Origin of the sequence: Salinimonas lutimaris (assembly GCF_005222225.1) — a bacterium.
Classification (GTDB): domain Bacteria; phylum Pseudomonadota; class Gammaproteobacteria; order Enterobacterales; family Alteromonadaceae; genus Alteromonas; species Alteromonas lutimaris.
The window spans coordinates 4,043,706-4,059,820 of record NZ_CP036536.1 but is presented as its reverse complement, the minus strand read 5'-3'; the positions used below and the strand labels follow the sequence as shown (position 1 = coordinate 4,059,820).

Below are 16,115 nucleotides of genomic sequence, written 5' to 3'. Positions count from 1 at the left end.
TTAGTGCAGTTCAACATTTTCCAGATGCTGAACAATCTCCGGCCATACCAGTAGCATGACATCCTGACGTAAAGCGTCACTTTCTTCTGAATACTTTAAACTGCCGTCGCTGGTGGAGTCTAGCCAGTGGTTTTCACGCAGCGCGGTGATAAAGCTCGACAGCACATTTTTATCGTAAAACTCCGGTGAGCTTAATCCGTACAGGGTAGACAGACGTTCGGCTACCTGCCGGCTGGCCCGCTCCAGCTGGCCGCGGCTGATCACACGTTCTTTTTCAATAATAGTCAGCACCACCAGATAACGCTGGAAAGTTTCCTGCATACAGCGGCTGAGCAGCCAGGCCGGATGAAACGCAGCATCGTTCGCCTCAGGTGGCAGCAGGCACTCACCTTTTTGCTGAACCAGCCCCTGCGCCAGTAACTGGGTAATCAGTCGGTCGGTATAGCTGAGTGCTTCGTCCTGGGTCATGTGAATAAACAGCTCTCGCTGCAACAGCGGATACAGGGCGGCCACCAGGCGCAGAATATAATCACGGCGGCACACTTTGTGGGTAAATACCGCAGACATAATAATGCCCGGTAAGGCAAACAGATGCAGAATGTTATTACGGTAGTAAGTTAAAAAGACCGCATTATCTTTTTGCGGGCTAATCAGCTTACCGTAGCCGTCATTGCTCACCTCAAAGCGATTGAGAGACAGAGTATGCTTCATCATATCCTCGGCACTGTCATCGGGCACCGAAAAGTCACTGGAATAAGGCTGGGCGCGCAGCAGGGTCAGACAGGCATCCAGTGACTGCACCAGTTCGCGCTGGCTCATGGTTTTGTTTTTGGAAGAAAGCAGACACAGTGAGGTCAGGGCCATGCCATTAATCGCCGCCGATTTGTTGATGCGCAGCATCACCTCGTTAGCCAGTTCATTAACCATGGGCGTGAGCCAGTTGGGCTTTTTCTCCGGGTCATCCGGTAAGGTCTCGCGCCAGTCTGGGATCTGTTTTTCCAGATACTGGTTCAGCTGGATGGGCTCACCAAAATTAACATAGCCATAGCCATAATTTTTCAGCTTGCGAATGGCCGAAAAGACCTGCCAGTTAGACTCTTTTTTCTTCGAGCTGCCTTTAAGTTCGTTCAGGTAGCTCTTCACTTCCATGACATTTTCATAGCCTATATACACAGGCACAATACTGACCGGCCGATTCACGCCTTTCAGAAGGGCCTGCATGGTCATGGCCAGCATTCCGGTTTTAGGTGGAATCAGACGCCCGGTGCGGCTGCGGCCGCCTTCAGGGTAATACTTCACCGAATAGCCTTTGTTAAACAGCAACTCCAGGTATTCACGAAATACCGCGGTATACAGCTTATTTCCGGCAAAGCTGCGGCGCAGGAAAAAAGCGCCGCCCCGACGAAAGATCTTGCCCACCGGCCAGAAGTTCAGATTGATACCCGCTGCAATGTGCGGTGTTACCATGCCTTCATGATAAATAACGTAGGTCAGTAGCAGGTAATCCATGTGGCTGCGGTGACAGGGCACATAGATTATCTCATGACCATTGCGGGCCAGGTCGCGGATCCGCTCACTATGGTGCACGCTGATACCGTTATAAATCTTGTTCCAGATGCGACCAAGCAAGCGATCGCCCACCCGAATCAGTCCTTCACGGTAGTCAGCAGCAATTTCGTTGATGTAATCCAGCGCATCCTGTCGGGCTTTTTCCGGCGTGCGCTTTTTACTTTGACCGGCTTCACCGATGGCTTTTTTAACTGACTCTGACCCCAGTACCGCATTGTGCAGTTCCTGACGCTCAAGCAACGTGGGCCCGGTCAGGCTCTGACGTTTACGCTGAAAATGGGTACTGGCCAGGCGCACCAGTTTGTGGGCAATCAGCTCATCACTACCATGCTGTGCTGCCATGTCCCGAGAGGACACGGCTTTGCTCAGACTAATAAAGTTATCCCGGCCCAGAAACAGCACAATAAACAGTTTGCGTAACCAGCTGGGTGTGGCCACATCGGCAATCAGATCACTTAATCCGGGTTTACCTTTGCCCGGCGCTCTGCCCCAGGAAATAAAGACTGGCACAATCTGTACATCGGTATCCGGATTATCCCGGTGCAGATGAAACAGATCCGTGAAGACTTCTTCAATATTGGTTTTAATCTTACCGCCGCGGGCGATTACAGGCTGGGTTTTTCTTAAAAACAAGCAGTTAGGGTAATCATGCCCGGCCAGCGAAACCTCGTTGGTGGGACAAGGTAAACCCAGCTTTTTGGACGCCATGCGAAGTGCCAGCTGGTCGGTGACCGAGTTACTGGGCAGCAGATAAATGATCGGCTTATGACGGTCAATGTTCAGCTCGGTTTCAACATCCGACGGTGTGGTGTGAGGTTTTACCAGCCACTTTACCGGATAATGAAAAACAGACAGAAGCGTTCGGCGCATCCACGACATGTACTAAAAAGTCCTGTATAGAAAAAACCGGCGCAGTGTATCACACCTGGTTAAAAATCCTTAAAAACGCGCTGTCAGGCGGTCATTTAAGACGATGTAAGCGATAGCGTGCTGCGGTGCCACCGGCAATGGCCAGCAACATAGTCGCCACCGCGCCCCATAACCAGTCTATCAGGGTCATGTTGAGCGGCCAGCCAGCCACAATGGAATAGGCCGTCAGGTTGTAGGTACCATACGCTGTTGCCCCCAGTACCAGACCGTGCACGCCGGTGGCAACCATAGACTGATCCAGTGTGGGACGAATGGCCAGAAATACCACCGCCATGCAGTACAGCACATAAAATGCCAGCCACGGCCAGGTAATAAACGGCTCGCGCAGCAAACCAGCAAAATGTTCTGTATACAATGGCATGGCAATAACGCCCAGCCAGAGACCATCAAGTACCGCAAAACTTATCAGCACTGCCAGCCATGCATAAAGGTAGGTTGAAAAAGGTATTTTCATGATGGTTTGAACGGCGTTCGAGTGGCTTTGGTTCAGTATGCCGGATGAAGGAAAAAACAGAGTTTAACCGCTAACAGGATTGTTACTGGTCACTTGTCTAGGTTGGATGATATATTATAACATTTCCTAAGTGATGTATTTGTAGCAGGATAAAGTATGACTGACACGGTTACTGAGCCCGTGGTACACAGCAAAAAAAGAGTGGCCGCCATTGATATTTTACGCGGACTGGTCATGCTCCTGATGCTGGTGGACCATGTGCGGGAGCGCTTTTTCTATCATCAGAATGTGGGCGATCCAATGGATGTGGACGCGACCAGTCCGGCCTTATTTTTTACCCGTATTTCGGCCCATTTTTGTGCCCCGGTGTTTGTTTTTTTAACCGGCCTGTCTGCCTGGCTGTATGCCCACCCGGCGGATAAACCACCACGCAGCGCCACGCCTTTTTTATTCAAACGGGGCCTGTTTATCATTTTTATTGAGGTGGCGGTGATTAACTGGCTGTGGATGGGTAATTACGACACCCTGTACCTGCAGGTGATGTGGGCTATTGGGGTCAGTATGCTGGCGTTGTCGGTGCTCAGCGCCCTGCCCCATCATTGGATATTGCTGCTGGGACTCGTCATTGTAGCCGGTCATAACCTGCTGGATCCGGTGACCTTTACCACCGGTGAAGCCGGCTATACCCTGTGGGCGATACTACACGACCGTGGTTATATCTGGGATACCGACAGTTTCAGTATCAAGGCTTCCTACCCGGTGCTGCCCTGGATTGGCGTCATTCTGCTGGGCTATGCCATGGGGCCGGTGTATGCCCGTACCACGCTGCCTGCCCGCCGACGCACTATACTGGTCACGCTGGCCCTGAGTATGTGGGTGTTACTGATCGTGCTGCGCACGACCAATCTGTATGGTGAGACGCTACCTTTTATCGTACACGATAGCGTGATGAAAACCCTGATGTCCTTTGTGAATTACACCAAGTATCCGCCGTCACTGGACTTTATTCTGCTGACGTTAGGAGGCGCATTTCTGGTTCTCGTTGCGCTGGAACATACTAACAACCGGTTCAGTCAGAAGATCGAACTGTATGGCTCTGCACCGATGTTTTTTTACGTTGTCCATCTGACACTGCTGCTGGTGGGGTATCGCCTTGTACTGGCCATCGTCGGGCCTAATTATGGCGATTTATATGCTTTTGATGCTGTATGGCAGGTGTGGTTGTGTGCTGCGCTACTCGCCGTGGCCTTGTTTGTCCCAACCCGGGCCTTTGCCCGGTTCAAGCATCAAAGCCATCACCCGCTGGTCAAATATTTCTAGCATTCATCGGCGCTGTCATCCAGCGCCATGCGCATCTCCAGAGTATTGGCCCTAAAGCCTGCGGTTGCATAGGCCCGTATCGCCCGCTGGTTGTCAGCAAATACATCCAGACGCAGTTCATCAAGCCCTTGATTACGGGCCCAGTCACCCAAGTAGGTCAGCATACCGCGGGCCACGCCCTGCCCGCGACAATGTTCGGCGGTGTACATAAACCCCACATAAGCATGAAAGCGGTGTTGCAGGTAAGGTTTTGAGCGAACCTTTTTGGCATAGCCCGACCCCACCAGATCACCGTTTACCTCTGCCACCGCCACGCAGATGTCAGGTGCATCCAGCATCGGCGCCAGGTCGTAGTACCGGTAGTCTTCATCAATACGGCGGGGAATAAACACTTGCTCGGCCTTGATAATGGCGCGCTGAAACTGGTCCAGCACCGGTAAATCCGCGCCCCGGGCCCGGCGATAAGTCACAGGCATGGCTGCTCCTTTAGATTAACGTGCACCGAATGGATCATAGCGCTGTAAGCACAGCCCGGTATGCGCAAACATCTTCGATCTGGCCGGTTGGTCGAGCCCGACGCTCAATCCGTCAATATGATCGACCGATATGGTAGGTTCTGATACAGGCCGACCGGTTTCATCAAGTAAAAAGTAGTCTGACTGATAGCGGGTAAGCAGTACCCTGCCCGCTACACCGGTTTCAAATAGTCTGACGTTAGTGACGGCTTTAAACTGCGCCTGGTCATCAGCAATTTTCAGCAGCGAGGTGTAATAATTGCCTTTATCATTCTGATTTTGTGAAAACAGCTTCAGGGTGCCGACCAGCTGCTGAAAAGTCAGTCGCTGCCGTTGTAATAAAAAATGGTGTTGTGACGCGCCGGGATTTGCCTGACTCTGACTGACAGTATAAATCTGTTCATCTTCCAGCTGACTCAGTAATGTCTGGCCGCCCGAGGTATACTCGCCAAGCTCGCGGGTACTGATTTTCAGCCGATAGTCGCTAATTCCCGATGGCACAATCTCCAGCATAACAGCACCGGTTTGCTTATCTTCAACAAGGCCGGCGGTGGCACACTGCTCAGGCGTCAGGTAATCGTACTCACCGGCACTGATAGCTACAGCCTGGCTGCTGAAAATGCTTGTCAGAACAACAGAAAAAAGAAAAAGCCTCATGCGCTCCGCTTAATAATGACCCATAACACATTGCAGCATATCACAGGCTCATGCCCCGTGATGACCAGTAATTGTGCCTGATCGGTCATGTAATCTGACCAGCCTGAACATCTGGCAATGATATAACACCTGACCTGTCCGGCTATGATACGCAGTGGTATGACATAGGCGGATCAGTGTGTATTTTGGGTTTTATAAAGGAATGTAAATGAAAAATTCTGCTCTGCTGGCAACATTATTGCTGTTCTTCTGTTTTTTCTGCGGTGCTGCTGAGCGCCCTCAAGTGACCATTTATGCCATGGGCGGTACGATTGCCGGTGCGGCATCCTCGAATCTGGATAGCACCGGTTATGTGTCGGGCTCACTTGGAGTGCAAACCCTGATTGATGCGGTGCCAGAACTCAAATCATTTGCAGATGTGTCGGGCCGGCAGGTGGCCAATCTTGAATCATCAGATGTTGATCGGACCTTGTTACTCAAGCTGGCTAAAACTATCCATGCTGACCTGGCCAAGCCTGATACCAGTGGCGTGGTGGTCACTCACGGCACGGATACGCTGGAAGAAACCGCATTTTTTCTGGATCTGACTACCCGCAGCCCTAAGCCTGTGGTAATTGTCGGGGCGATGCGTCCGGCCACCGCGATCAGCGCTGACGGGGCAATGAACCTGTACGATGCAGTAAAGCTGGCTGCTTCAGATAGCGCCCGGCATCGCGGGGCGATGGTGGTGATGAACGATCGTATCAGTCCGGCGATGTTTGTGACCAAAACCGACACCCACGCAGTGGAAGCCTTTCAGTCACCGGAAGCCGGGTATCTGGGGGGATTCATTAACGGTCAGCCCTATTTTTATTACGCCCCGACGCAACCGGTAAATAAGCCGCATTTCGACATCAGTGAGGTAGAGTCCCTGCCTGACGTGTCTATTTTATACAGTTATCAGGATCAGGATGACACCCTGATCCGCGCTGCGATCAAAAATGGCGCGAAAGGAATTGTGATCGCCGGAACGGGCAACGGCTCGATCCCGGGTCGGATCAAACCTGCTGTGAAGGAGGCAATGGCCAGGGGGATCCCGGTGGTTATCGCCAGCCGAATTGATGCTGGCTACGTAACAGCCAACGATGAGGCGATTGGATCGGGCTTTTATAATCCGCAAAAAGCCAAAATAATTTTGTCGCTGGCACTGGCCCGACATGACTCGATGGAGACGATTCGCGGCTACTTCGCCACGCTGTAACAGCTCCGGCCTGGGTATAAAGCGTTAAAAAATTGGGCGGGTAGTGATTTGCCGGTTGCGATTTATTAATAGCTGTATATACTCACAGTTAACTGTATGAAAACCCAGGCTGTTTATGCGTCCACTTACTCAACGTCAAACTGAAGTGCTAGAGCTTATCAAAAAGAATATGCGGGAGACTGGTATGCCTCCTACTCGCGCCGAGATAGCACAGCGTCTGGGCTTTAAGTCTGCAAATGCTGCAGAAGAGCATTTAAAAGCACTGGCCCGTAAAAATGTCATTGAAATCCTGCCGGGTACGTCCCGGGGCATCCGGTTGGTCGCCCCCTTAGAAGACGATGCTGCCAATGAAGAGCAGGGCTTGCCGCTGATTGGACGGGTGGCAGCCGGCGAGCCGATTCTGGCGCAGGAACATATTGAAAGCCATTACCAGGTCGACCCGGCTTTATTCCGCCCACATGCCGATTTTCTGCTGCGTGTCAGTGGTATGAGCATGAAAGACATCGGTATTCTGGATGGCGATTTGCTGGCTGTGCATCGCACTACCGACATTCGTAACGGGCAGGTTGTAGTGGCCCGGGTAGATGAAGATGTTACGGTGAAACGCTTTGAGAAAAAAGGCCATCAGGTACTGCTGCATGCAGAAAATGATGAGTTTGAACCTATTAAGGTTGACCTGGCCTCGCAGCCTTTTTCCATTGAAGGGCTGGCAGTGGGTGTAATTCGTAACGCTGACTGGATGTAACCACTTTCTGGCTACCGGTGCCCACCGGTAGCCTCCATTCTATGCTGTTTTGTTTTCCTGCCTCCCGGCAAATTTAATCTTTTCATACCTCCTATATTACCTCCTTTTATTTCCTGTATTTACCCTGCTGAAACCTGTCCCTGTCGATTAATAATTACACGCTTTTGGCGAAAAACACTTTACGCCACGTTAAAAATGGTTAATTCTTAGACTGTAATTAACATAAACATAACAACAATATAAAACAAAAATAACCATAGCACTGAATAACAATTTGGGTTCATGGTCGACTTGCAGGCTTCCATGTCTTATCCATCACGGAGGTGTTGAGTGAAAAGACTCACAAATGTCGTAATGATGGTTTTAGGGTTAGTCGTACCCTGGTCAGTTTGCGCTGCGCAGACGTCCGGGCAGGCTGAGCAGGCATCGTCGCTCAATTTGCGTCAGGGAGTGACAGAAATCAGTGGTCAGGTTTACGACCTGCACATGCTGATGTTTATTATCTGTGTTGTGATTGCCGTACTGGTATTCGGCGTCATGTTCATATCGATGTACTTTCATCGCCGTTCCCGCGGTGCTGTGGCGGCCAAGTTCCACGAAAATGTCAAAGTGGAAATTGCCTGGACCGTCGTGCCTTTTTTAATCCTTATTTTTATGGCGGTGCCCGCGGCGCGCACCCTGATTGCCATGGAAGATACCACTGAACCTGATATGACTGTACTGGTGACCGGGTCTCAGTGGAAATGGCATTACAAATACATGGACTCTGATGTGTCTTTCTACTCTTTGCTGGCCACACAGCGCGAACAAATCGCGAACAAATTTACTAAAAGTGAAAACTATCTGCTGGAAGTGGATCGTCCCCTGGTGATTCCGACTGACAAAAAAGTCCGCTTCCTGATCACCTCTGATGATGTCATCCATTCGTGGTGGGTGCCGGATTTTGCGGTGAAAAAAGATGCTAACCCGGGCTTTATCAATGAAGCCTGGACCAAAGTTGACGAGCCGGGCCTGTATCGTGGTCAGTGCGCTGAACTGTGTGGTAAAGACCATGGCTTTATGCCGATTGTGGTGATTGCCAAAACACCGGCCGAATACGATAAGTGGATGAGCGAGCAGGAAGCGCGTATTCAGCGTGAAAAAGAAGAAGAACAACGTTTATTGGCCATGAATATGAGCATGGATGAGCTGATGAGTATAGGTGAAAAAGTCTATGGCTCTGCCTGTGCGGCCTGTCATATGCCAAACGGGGAAGGGCTGAAAGGCGCGTTTCCGGCACTTAAAGGCAGCAAGATTGCGCTTGAGGATATGCAGGGGCATATCGACATTGTGGTCAATGGCAAAACCGGCACCGCCATGCAGGCATTTGGCAAAATGCTGTCACTTAAAGAGCTGGCTGCGGTCATCACCTATGAGCGCAATGCCTGGGGTAATAACACCGGCGAAAGTGTCCAGCCCAAGGACATAAACGCCTTTATGAACGGGCAATAGGAGGCATCATGTCAAAGGTTACATCCGCATCCGCTCATGATGCCAGCGTCGCAGACGATCATGATCACCATGACCATCATATTCCAAAAGGAATTACCCGCTGGCTTCTGACCACCAACCATAAAGATATCGGCACCCTGTACCTGTGGTTTGCCTTTATTATGTTTTTAACCGGCGGCGCTATGGCCATGGTTATCCGAGCTGAATTATTTCAGCCAGGGTTACAGATTGTAGAGCCGGACTTTTTTAACCAGATGACGACCGTGCATGGACTGATCATGGTATTTGGGGCAGTGATGCCGGCTTTCACCGGGTTGGCAAACTGGCTGATCCCGATGATGATCGGGGCGCCGGATATGGCGCTGCCGCGGATGAATAACTGGAGTTTCTGGATCCTGCCCTTTGCCTTTGCCATATTGCTGGCATCTCTGTTTACCGAAGGCGGTGGCCCGGCATTCGGCTGGACTTTCTACGCGCCGCTGTCTACGACCTACAGCAGTGACAGTACGGCGTTGTTTGTCTTCTCTGTGCACATTATGGGGATCTCCTCGATCATGGGGGCGATTAACGTGATCGTGACAATTTTCAACATGCGAGCGCCGGGTATGACCTGGATGAAAATGCCGCTGTTTGTGTGGACCTGGCTGATCACCGCCTTTTTGCTAATCGCTGTTATGCCGGTGCTGGCCGGGGCTGTCACCATGGTTTTAACCGACAAGTTTTTTGGCACTAGTTTCTTTGATGCAGCCGGCGGTGGGGATCCGGTGATGTTTCAGCATATTTTCTGGTTTTTCGGCCACCCGGAAGTGTACATCATGATTTTGCCGGCCTTTGGCATTATCTCCCAGATTGTACCGACGTTTGCCCGTAAGCCTCTGTTTGGTTATGCCTCAATGGTTTATGCCACCGCCTCTATTGCACTGCTGTCTTTTGTGGTGTGGGCGCACCATATGTTTACCACCGGTATGCCGGTATACATGGAAATGTTTTTCATGTTTGCCACCATGCTGATATCAGTGCCCACCGGCGTGAAAGTCTTTAACTGGGTGGCCACTATGTGGCGCGGCTCGATGACCTTTGAAATTCCGATGATGTTTGCGCTGGCCTTTATTGTTCTGTTTACCATTGGTGGGCTGTCAGGCCTGATGCTGGCCATTACACCGGTCGATTTTCAGTATCATGATACCTATTTTGTGGTGGCTCACTTTCATTATGTGCTGGTGACCGGTGCGGTGTTCTCCATTATGGCCGCCGTCTATTACTGGCTACCAAAATGGACCGGGCGCATGTTTAACATCACCCTGGCCAAATGGCACTTCTGGTGTTCACTGATCTCCGTCAATGTTCTGTTTTTCCCCATGCACTTTGTCGGCCTGGCGGGAATGCCCCGGCGCATTCCGGATTATGCGCTGCAATTTGCCGACTTTAACCAGTGGATAAGTATTGGCGGATTTGCCTTTGGCCTGTCTCAGCTGATATTTCTGGTTGTGATGATTCAGGCATGTCGCAAGCAGGGTGAGCCTGTCACCAGCCAGGTGTGGGATGGAGCAGAAGGGCTGGAATGGGAAATTCCATCACCGGCACCTTATCATTCATTTGAAACACCACCGGTGGTGAAATAGTCATGAGCCGCGCCGCAGCAAACCGGAATCTGGTCATTCGCCTGGTGGTGATTGTACTGGGAATGTTCGGCTTTGGGTTTGCGCTGGTGCCCCTGTATGACGTGTTCTGTGATATCACCGGAATCAACGGAAAAACCGCCAATGAAGCTGCGATTTACAGCGCGGTGGAAGTCGATACCTCTCGTAGGGTGACGGTTGAGTTTGTTACCCGCACACATACTGGTATGCCCTGGGAGTTCAGGGCCCAAACCCAGCGTATTAAGGTGCATCCGGGGGAGGTAAATACCGTCGAGTTTTTTGTTCGTAACCCGATGTCTTCAGATTACATCGCACAGGCAATTCCATCGGTATCACCGGGTCAGGCAGCCCTGTATTTAAATAAAACCGAATGTTTTTGCTTTAATCAGCAGCCACTTGGCGCCGGTGAGCAGGCCGTTATGCCGATGTCATTTTATGTCGACCCTCAGCTGCCTGAAGAGATTACCTATTTTACCGTTCAGTACACGCTGTTTGATGTGACCCGGCGCGCCGGCCAGCTCAATCAGCAGGACAACCCCTATCTGCGCAGTGATGCGTCAACCGAGTAAGGTGAAGTGGAGAAACCCATGCAACAGTCTTACGAGAAGTATTATGTACCGGCACAAAGTCCCTGGCCCATTGTCGGGGCGGTCGCGCTGTTTTTAATTGCGGTTGGGGCAGCCAATGTGGTCATTGAGTCGACCAAGTCAGTCGACGGGTATGGCAAACCCATCCTGCTGGCCGGTCTGCTGGCCTTGCTGGTGATGCTGTTTGGCTGGTTTAAAAATCAGATAGATGAGTCTATGTCTGGTTTGTACAGTGCCCAGCTAGGGCGTTCCTACCGCCAGGGCATGGCGTGGTTCATCTTTTCCGAAGTGATGTTCTTTGCGGCTTTTTTTGGCGCGCTGTTTTATGCCCGCACCATTGCGATTCCTTGGCTGGGCGGGGCATCTAATAACGCGATGACCAATGAAGTGTTGTGGCCCGGCTTTGAAGCCGTGTGGCCACTTCTCACCACACCTGGCGGTACCACCACACAGCAAATGGGACCGGCCGGGTTGCCAACCATCAACACCATTATTCTGCTGGTCTCATCCGTTACCTTGCATTTTGCCCATGTCGGACTGGAGCAAGGCAAACGTAAGCAACTGGCATGGATGCTGGGCCTGACCATTGTTCTGGGTTGCGTCTTTTTGACATTGCAGGTGGAAGAGTACATTCATGCTTACAACGATCTGGGGCTCACCCTGCAATCCGGCATTTATGGCAACACCTTTTTTCTGTTAACGGGTTTTCACGGCATGCATGTCACGCTGGGGACGATTATTTTGATGGTGTTGTTCTTCCGGGTGCTCAAAGGCCATTTTACCCCGCACAATCACTTCGCTTTTCAGGCCGGTAGTTGGTACTGGCATTTTGTTGATGTGGTGTGGGTGATGCTGTTTGTCTTTGTTTATATCTTATAGTCCGGCAGATTAATAAGGACGGGGGTTCGGATGGATAAGCCCAAAAGCCAGTGCCAGCAGGATGATCACCACGATACACACCGAGGTGAGCACTCTGCGGCCGATGTACTTGCTCATGGGCTTGCCATCACTGCTGTTTTGCAGCATCACCCGCATGGCCAGAAAGAGGTTGATAATCATGTATATCAACAGCGCTACCAGAATCACTTTAATCAGCATAAATCGTCCTTTGCTCGCCATCAGTTGCTGCATATGATTCGTCGGCAGCCCCTTATTGCGCTGGTCATTGCGGTACTGGCGATCCTTACCATGTGCCGCCTGGGATGGTGGCAACTTGATCGCATGCATGAAAAAGAACAGCGTCTGGCTAGCATAGCGCAAAAACAGACAGAAACACCACAACGCGCTGCCGACATGATACATCGTAGCGGCGATATCCGGGATTATCCGGTAACCATCACTGGCCGCTTTACCGACTTACCCCTGGTGTATCTGGATAACCGGATTCACAACGGTAGAGTAGGGTTTGAGGTACTCACCGCAGTACAGCTGCAAGGGGCGTCTGATGCCTTACCTGTACTGGTAAACTTAGGCTGGATGCCCGCCGGTGTTACCCGTGGGGATCTGCCCAGTGTCATTATTCCTGAGCCACTGCAACAGGCGGGCGGTGTCATAGCCGTACCGGCAGATAATCCGGTTATCCGGGAAACCACCACCGGCGCCATCAATAACACGCTACTGCTGCAACAGCTGGATATTCAGCGATTAAAGAGTCTCACCGGGCAGCAATTTCAGCCATTTGTAGTGCAGCTGACGGAGGCGCATCCGCATTTTGTGCGTGACTGGAAGCCCGTTGTAATGCCGCCAAAAAAACACCTGGCTTATGCTATTCAATGGTTTGGCCTGGCCATAGCCGCCAGCATTATCACCCTGATTCTGATGCTGCCCAGAAGGACTTCTCATGACTGAAAAAACAACGCGTAAACCTTATACCATGCTGGCTCTGCTGGGCGTATTCATTGTGCCGGTGGTGCTGGCAAAACTGGCGCTGGATAACAACTGGTTTAACCGCGCGGTAACCAACAAAGGTGAGCTTATTCAGCCGGTAATGGATTTATCTGCCTTGCTGGCAAAACAGCCGCCCAAATGGCGATTGGTGTATCAGATACCGGCGCATTGTGACGCCGGCTGTGAAAATGCCCTGTACAGTATTCAGCAGGTCTGGCTGGCGCTGGGCCGTGATACCGACCGGGCTCAACCCACGGTGCTGTTCAGTACGCACAGTGACCCCCAGGCGGTGACCCGTTTACAGCAGGATACACAAATTAACATCGTGGCGGTTAACCATCCACAGCAGTCAGCGGCGCTGAGCGCGGATGCTGTCTACCTGGTAGATACACTGAATAATGCCATGTTGCGCTACTCGGTGTCTGAAGATCGTCAAAGCGCCATTATGAATAGCCGGGATATGCTGGCTGATGTACGCAAACTGCTGAAATTATCACGGATTGGATAACAGGAGAGTGGGATGAAAAAGCTGGTTACCTGTGCGTTACTTCTGGCTATTGTAGTAATTATTCTGGGGGCATATACACGACTAACCGATGCCGGACTGGGTTGTCCTGACTGGCCTGGTTGCTATGGCGACTTATTTGTTCCCGCCTCTGAAGATAAGATTGCACAGGCTAATGCGAGCTTTCCCGAAAGACCGGTTGAGGTCAGTAAAGCCTGGTCAGAAATGATTCATCGTTATTTTGCCGGTACTCTGGGATTGCTTATTTTTGCCATCGCCTTTATTGCGGTGAAAAAGAAATCACCACAAATGCCGGTCGGATTACCTCTTTTTCTTTGTGGGCTTGTTGTCTTTCAGGCTGCACTTGGAATGTGGACAGTAACCCTTAATCTGCTTCCTGTTGTTGTAATGGGGCACTTACTGGGTGGATTTGGTGTGCTGGCCTGTTTGTTTGTCATGTACCTACGCTTGCAAGGCGTTACCTGCCGGGACAAACTCAAATCTGCCCGTCGTCTGATGCTGTTTGGTTTTGTAGGAATGTTTATTCTGGGCTGCCAGATTGCGCTGGGCGGATGGACATCGGCCAACTATGCTGCGCTGGCCTGTACAAATTTTCCTGTTTGTGAGGGTGAGTGGTGGACTCAGATGGATTTGGATGGCGCGTATAGTGTGCCCTATGCAGAAAACTATGAGTTTGGTGTGCACGGCTATTCTGAGCGTATGACCATGCACGTGATACACCGGGCGGGCGCGCTCATCACCTTTGTGTACCTGCTGACTTTTGGCATCTGGCTGTTGCGGTTGCGCTCAAAGGTCATGAACAGTGCCGGTGGCGCGCTGATTTTTATGCTCAGTGCTCAGGTTATTCTGGGCGTGAGCAATGTAGTGATGAGTCTGCCCCTGACGGTGGCTGTCGCGCATAATTTTGTTGCGGCCTGTTTATTACTGGTGATGGTGTGGATTATCTGGCAGTTAGCGCATAACCGGGATACCGCCAATGGCTAAGCCGTTTATCGCCGGGCGTGATGAACCCCGCCACTTAGCTGTGCAGCCTGCCCGCTGGCGCGACTACTACGAGCTGACTAAGCCCAGGGTGGTGATGCTGCTTTTACTCACGGCGCTGGTGGGGATGTGCCTGGCCACCGATACACTGGTCAGTGCCACCATCCTCATCGCCGGACTGTCCGGTATAGGGCTGCTGGCCAGCAGTGCTGCGGTCATCAATCATGTGGTGGACCACAACATCGATAGTATGATGGCGCGTACCTATCACCGGCCGGTGGCCGGCGGGCGGGTTACCGTCACCAGAGCGCTGTGTTTTGCGCTGCTATTAGGAGGTAGTGGTTTTGCTATTCTGGTCTGGTGGGTCAATGGGTTAACCGCTTGGCTTACTTTGCTTAGCCTGGTGGGGTATGCAGTGGTCTATACCATGTACCTGAAACGGGCGACACCGCAAAATATTGTTATTGGCGGGCTGGCCGGCGCCGCGCCACCATTGCTGGGATGGACGGCTGTCACCGGCGAGGTACATGCCCATGCATTGTTACTGGTTCTGATTATCTATACCTGGACTCCCCCTCATTTCTGGGCGCTGGCTGTTCACCGTCAACGCGAATATGCAAAAGCGGATATTCCTATGCTGCCGGTTACCCACGGCCCTGCGTTCACCAAAACCTGGATTCTGGGCTACACCGTGCTATTGTTATTAGTGGGGTTTTTACCTTATCTGGTAGGCATGAGTTCACTGATTTATCTGATTGGGGCCAGTGGCCTGAACACTGTGTTCTGTGTGTATGCCTGGCAACTCAAGTTTTCAGATAAAGCCGGTATGGCCATGAAAACATTCCGTTTTTCTATCCTGCATCTGATGCTATTGTTTGTCGTTCTTTTAATTGATCATTACATTCCCGTGAGTTTATGAAGCACAGACTGCTGATTGGTGTTGTTTTACTGGTGGCGTTTATTGGTGGTATTTGGGCAGCGCTGACTATCGCGCCGCCACAAACCAGCGCGAGTGAACCTCAATATCGTTACTACCAGCCTTATCCTGCGGCCAGAGAGTTGTCTGATTTTACATTTAACCGGGCTAACGGTCAGACATTGACCCGGGCCGATCTGAACGGTCACTGGACCCTGGTGTTTCTGGGCTATACACACTGCCCGGATATTTGCCCGACGACGCTGGCTGCTCTGAACCGGGAGTATCCGCAACTAACCACGCTCTCGCCGGAACTTCCGGTGCAGGTTATGTTCTTATCAGTAGATCCAAAACGGGACTCGCCTGAACGCCTGGCTGCCTATAAAGCGTATTTTAACGATGACTTTATTGCCGCTACCGCGGATCACGGGCAGGTTTTTCCTTTTGTCAGAAGCATCGGCATGATGTACGCCATATCAGAAAGTACAGAGGCTGATGACTATCTTGTCGACCACAGTGGCTCCCTTGTTGTTATCGGACCGGATGCCACCGCCAGAGGACGGTTTAAACCGCAGTCGTCACCAGGCCAGGTTACTATTGTAAACCCTGAACATATTGTGACGGAACTGCCGCAGATTATTCAGACGAAGTAGATGT

Annotated in this window: 17 protein-coding genes; 12 read left to right on the top strand and 5 right to left on the bottom strand. The window is 51.4% G+C overall.

What is annotated here, in order from left to right:
• Together plsB and EZV72_RS18040 are read right to left on the bottom strand one after the other, a co-directional pair.
• Positions 1-2,448, bottom strand: coding sequence for a glycerol-3-phosphate 1-O-acyltransferase PlsB (gene plsB / locus EZV72_RS18045; RefSeq protein ID WP_137168539.1), 2,448 nt, complete (start codon positions 2,446-2,448; stop codon positions 1-3).
• A gap of 82 nt (positions 2,449-2,530) precedes the next feature.
• Positions 2,531-2,953, bottom strand: a complete 423-nt coding sequence (locus EZV72_RS18040; protein WP_137168538.1) for a DUF2177 family protein — start codon at positions 2,951-2,953, stop codon at positions 2,531-2,533.
• A gap of 156 nt (positions 2,954-3,109) precedes the next feature.
• Here EZV72_RS18040 and EZV72_RS18035 point away from each other — a divergent pair, with 156 nt between their 5' ends.
• On the top strand, positions 3,110-4,273 hold the full coding sequence (locus EZV72_RS18035) for a DUF1624 domain-containing protein (protein WP_137168537.1): 1,164 nt from the start codon (positions 3,110-3,112) through the stop codon (positions 4,271-4,273).
• On the opposite strand, the gene EZV72_RS18030 is transcribed toward EZV72_RS18035, so the two are convergent.
• Together EZV72_RS18030 and EZV72_RS18025 are read right to left on the bottom strand one after the other, a co-directional pair.
• Positions 4,270-4,749, bottom strand: a complete 480-nt coding sequence (locus tag EZV72_RS18030) for a GNAT family N-acetyltransferase (RefSeq protein WP_137168536.1) — start codon at positions 4,747-4,749, stop codon at positions 4,270-4,272. The two genes, EZV72_RS18035 and EZV72_RS18030, sit on opposite strands and share 4 nt — an antisense overlap.
• A gap of 15 nt (positions 4,750-4,764) precedes the next feature.
• Positions 4,765-5,445 carry a hypothetical protein gene (locus EZV72_RS18025; protein WP_137168535.1) on the bottom strand — a complete coding sequence of 227 codons (681 nt, stop codon included), beginning with the start codon at positions 5,443-5,445 and terminating at the stop codon, positions 4,765-4,767.
• A gap of 208 nt (positions 5,446-5,653) precedes the next feature.
• On the opposite strand from EZV72_RS18025, the gene EZV72_RS18020 reads away from it, so the two are divergent.
• The 6 genes from EZV72_RS18020 (at position 5,654) to EZV72_RS17995 (ending at position 12,027) form a co-directional block, all read left to right on the top strand.
• A complete protein-coding gene (locus EZV72_RS18020) occupies positions 5,654-6,685 on the top strand; it encodes an asparaginase (RefSeq protein WP_137168534.1) in 1,032 nt (343 codons plus the stop codon).
• A 115-nt stretch (positions 6,686-6,800) separates the two neighbouring features.
• Positions 6,801-7,430 carry a transcriptional repressor LexA gene (gene lexA / locus EZV72_RS18015; protein ID WP_137168533.1) on the top strand — a complete coding sequence of 210 codons (630 nt, stop codon included), beginning with the start codon at positions 6,801-6,803 and terminating at the stop codon, positions 7,428-7,430.
• 354 nt (positions 7,431-7,784) lie between these two features.
• A complete protein-coding gene (gene coxB, locus EZV72_RS18010; RefSeq protein WP_137168825.1) occupies positions 7,785-8,921 on the top strand; it encodes a cytochrome c oxidase subunit II in 1,137 nt (378 codons plus the stop codon).
• Between the two features lie 8 nt (positions 8,922-8,929).
• Positions 8,930-10,543: a cytochrome c oxidase subunit I gene (ctaD, locus tag EZV72_RS18005; RefSeq protein WP_137168532.1), complete on the top strand. Its 1,614-nt coding sequence runs from the start codon at positions 8,930-8,932 to the stop codon at positions 10,541-10,543.
• Positions 10,544-10,545: 2 nt separating this feature from the next.
• Positions 10,546-11,130 carry a cytochrome c oxidase assembly protein gene (locus tag EZV72_RS18000; protein ID WP_137168531.1) on the top strand — a complete coding sequence of 195 codons (585 nt, stop codon included), beginning with the start codon at positions 10,546-10,548 and terminating at the stop codon, positions 11,128-11,130.
• An 18-nt stretch (positions 11,131-11,148) separates the two neighbouring features.
• The gene (locus EZV72_RS17995) at positions 11,149-12,027 is read left to right on the top strand and encodes a cytochrome c oxidase subunit 3 (protein ID WP_137168530.1); all 879 of its coding nucleotides are present in this window, start codon (positions 11,149-11,151) and stop codon (positions 12,025-12,027) included.
• Between the two features lie 9 nt (positions 12,028-12,036).
• Here the strand turns inward: EZV72_RS17995 and EZV72_RS17990 are convergent, their stop codons facing one another.
• A complete protein-coding gene (locus tag EZV72_RS17990) occupies positions 12,037-12,246 on the bottom strand; it encodes a DUF2909 domain-containing protein (RefSeq protein ID WP_137168529.1) in 210 nt (69 codons plus the stop codon).
• Positions 12,247-12,279: 33 nt separating this feature from the next.
• Between EZV72_RS17990 and EZV72_RS17985 the strand changes: the two genes are divergently transcribed.
• Genes EZV72_RS17985 through EZV72_RS17965 form a run of 5 tightly spaced genes read left to right on the top strand, consistent with a single transcriptional unit; the run spans position 12,280 to position 16,111 of the window.
• On the top strand, positions 12,280-12,996 hold the full coding sequence (locus tag EZV72_RS17985; protein WP_137168528.1) for an SURF1 family protein: 717 nt from the start codon (positions 12,280-12,282) through the stop codon (positions 12,994-12,996).
• The gene (locus tag EZV72_RS17980; RefSeq protein WP_137168527.1) at positions 12,989-13,543 is read left to right on the top strand and encodes a hypothetical protein; all 555 of its coding nucleotides are present in this window, start codon (positions 12,989-12,991) and stop codon (positions 13,541-13,543) included. Before EZV72_RS17985 ends, EZV72_RS17980 begins: the two co-directional genes overlap by 8 nt.
• Positions 13,544-13,555: 12 nt before the next feature.
• Positions 13,556-14,545 carry a COX15/CtaA family protein gene (locus tag EZV72_RS17975; RefSeq protein ID WP_137168526.1) on the top strand — a complete coding sequence of 330 codons (990 nt, stop codon included), beginning with the start codon at positions 13,556-13,558 and terminating at the stop codon, positions 14,543-14,545.
• On the top strand, positions 14,538-15,461 hold the full coding sequence (cyoE, locus tag EZV72_RS17970; RefSeq protein WP_137168525.1) for a heme o synthase: 924 nt from the start codon (positions 14,538-14,540) through the stop codon (positions 15,459-15,461). The genes EZV72_RS17975 and cyoE overlap by 8 nt, the downstream gene beginning before the upstream one ends.
• Positions 15,458-16,111, top strand: a complete 654-nt coding sequence (locus EZV72_RS17965; protein WP_137168524.1) for an SCO family protein — start codon at positions 15,458-15,460, stop codon at positions 16,109-16,111. The genes cyoE and EZV72_RS17965 overlap by 4 nt, the downstream gene beginning before the upstream one ends.
• Positions 16,112-16,115: the final 4 nt, after the last annotated feature.